The sequence below is a fragment of the Micropruina sp. genome (assembly GCF_047607385.1).
Classification (GTDB): Bacteria; Actinomycetota; Actinomycetes; order Propionibacteriales; family Propionibacteriaceae; genus Micropruina.
Window position 1 is genome coordinate 1 of sequence record NZ_JASGDE010000050.1, and the last position, 2,649, is coordinate 2,649.

General features: G+C 59.5%; 2 protein-coding genes and 1 pseudogene. All 3 read left to right on the forward strand.

The annotated features are described in order from the left end of the window. Window positions 1–629 (forward strand): annotated as a pseudogene (locus QM582_RS04990) (hypothetical protein); the annotation flags it as partial. 101 nt (window positions 630–730) lie between these two features. Next, entirely contained in the window at window positions 731–2,287 is a 1,557-nt protein-coding gene (dcm, locus tag QM582_RS04995) for a DNA (cytosine-5-)-methyltransferase (protein WP_415082301.1), read from the forward strand. Window positions 2,288–2,343: 56 nt separating this feature from the next. Further along, a partial coding sequence (locus QM582_RS05000; protein WP_415082303.1) for a hypothetical protein occupies window positions 2,344–2,649 on the forward strand: 306 nt, incomplete at its 3' end.

Consider the following 2,649-nt stretch of genomic DNA (forward strand, 5'->3'; position numbering starts at 1 on the left):
GCCTCGATGAAGTCGAGGAGGCGATGTACTACGACATCGTCAAACAGAGGCTTGAGATTGTCGAGAAGTTCGAGCGGCTCACCGATGAGAATGCTCTGGAAAAGACACTTCAGAAGTATCTATTCGAGCATCTATGGCTACTCGATCCGGCGTGGGATCGGGTCGATCCCCCTCTTATGGAAAAAAGTATAGCTAAGATACTTAACGACAAGTCTAAGCCAAAGGATCGCGTCGACATCAAATACCGTGTCACAGGCACAGATCACGTCCTAGTCGAACTAAAGCGAGCTGACGTAGTCACTGACTCCTACGAATTAGCGAAACAGGTTAGAAAGTATCGCGTACCGATACTGGAACATCTACGCGGACAAGAGGGGCGGGATGTTGACCTTCAAGTTGTGTGTGTGGTGGGAAGGGACTTATCTGACTGGAAAGGCAGCGACAACGGTCGTAGGGAATCAGCGGAGTTACTTCGCGCCGGTTCGACTAAAGTCGTGACGTACAGCCACCTGATTAGAAACGCGAAGCAGTCCTATTCCGACTATCTGGCCGCGAGCCAGTCCATAGCCAGTCTTCGGGCGGTTGTTGAGCGCATCGAGAACCGCCTGGCCAGCGATGCCGCCGAGTAAGGTCACTACGCCTGGTCGCAAGGCCTGCCCTGACCCTGGCCTCGAGTTCTACGCCGAACTCGAGTAACGTGCGCAGTGTGTCACACTCCTCGCTTCCGACCGTGTCGCTGTTCTCCGGCATAGGAGGCCTTGATCTGGGTCTAGAGCGGGCGGGACTCGAAGTCATCGCGCAGTGTGAGATCTGGGATTCGGCGAGGTCCGTGCTCAGCGACCATTGGACCGCCGTGCCCCTTGGGCACGATGTTACGGATTTCGAAGCACCAGCATGCGACGTCCTCGCCGCGGGCTTCCCCTGCACCGATATCTCGCACGTCGGTCGACGCGCTGGAATCGGCGGTCCTCAATCTGGACTGGTCAGTGAGGTCTTCCGCATTGCCCAAGAGGCAAACCCGCGTTGGATCGTTCTGGAGAACGTGACCAACCTCCTCACCCTTCACCAGGGCGCCGGTATGGACTACATCACAATGCAGTTGGAGGCATTGGGCTACGACTGGGCCTACCGCACAGTCGACGCACGATTTACCGGACTCCCCCAGAAGCGCCTGCGTGTGATCATCCTTGCCAGCAAGATTGACGGCGACGCCACCACCCTCCTCACGGAGAACGCGTCGGAGCCACCCACTAGCCAGCTCGACGGCCACAGCGCTGCTGCCGGGTTCTACTGGACCGAGGGACGAAGCGGCGTCGGTCTGGTGCAGTCGGCCGTACCAACGATGAAAGGTGGTTCGACGATTGGTTTACCGTCGGCACCAGCAGTTTGGTACCCCAGCAATCCCGTCGGTCGCCGATTCGTACTGCCAAGCATTGCCGCCGGCGAACAGCTTCAAGGCCTACCCGTCGGGTGGACTGATCCAGCACTGCACACTGGCAACCGAGATCAACGGTGGAAGCTGCTGGGCAACGCTGTGCCGGTTCCCATTGGCGAATGGATCGGTTCTCGGCTGCAGGCAACACCGGCCAACGTTGACAGCTTGGCTAGGGAGCCTCTCGATCGGAATAAGAGATGGCCACGAGCGGGATACGGCGGGCGTTCCGGCGCATGGGCGGTTCCAGCCACGACATGGCCACGATCGACCCCCCTACGTCCGCTTCGAGAGATAGTCGACCCAGATTCATCGGAGCCATTGTCACACCGTGCTGTGACTGGGTTCCTCAGCCGGCTAGACCAATCTGGCCTCCCGGTGCCCGATGACTTCTACGCAGATCTGGAGCGTCACCAGGTAGCTACCCGGCCGAAGCTAACGATCGCTACAGGTTGGGACCCGGTAAACAGCAAAGCTCGATCCAAACGCGCTGGCAATCCTGAGTTGGCCCTCAGGAACGCGCTCACACAGCACGGGCTTCGCTACCGCCTCCAGTATCGAGTCCTCCCCGACCGCAAGTCTCGCGTTGACGTCGCGTTCGTCGGTGCGCGAGTAGCGATCAACATTCGCAAGTGCTTCTGGTATGCATGCCCGACCCATGGTGGACAGCCATCGGATGCAGCGGCGCGATGGGAGGCGAAGATCGCCAAGAACGTCGCGCGCGATGCCGAGTCGGTTCGACGCCTTGAGGATGCCGGCTGGCTCGTGTTTGTTCTGTGGGAGCACGACGACCCTGCGGATCTGGCCACCTCGATCGCCGCCGTCGTAGCGCAACGATCGCGGCAGGCATCGTGACTTCCCGAAGCGGCAAGCGACCGGGTGTCGGCGCCGTATATACGCGGCCTTGGGTCGTGTCGCTCATCCTCGACCTTGCTGGCTACAGGCCTGACAAGCACCTCACGTCCGGAACAATCCTCGACCCAGCTGTAGGGGGCGGAGCCTTCATTGGCGAGGCAGTCCATAGATTGCTTGCGTCAGCCCGGTCGGCGAGCTTCCCAATCACAGGGGATTCCCTCAAGCATGCAGTAAAGGCGTTCGACATCGACAACGACGCTGTCGATGCAACCCGCAAGCTTGTTGAGTCTATCCTCCTCGAACACGGAGTCGACGAGGCCACAGCAAGCTTTCTCGCTGCCTATTGGATCCAGCAAGGAGAC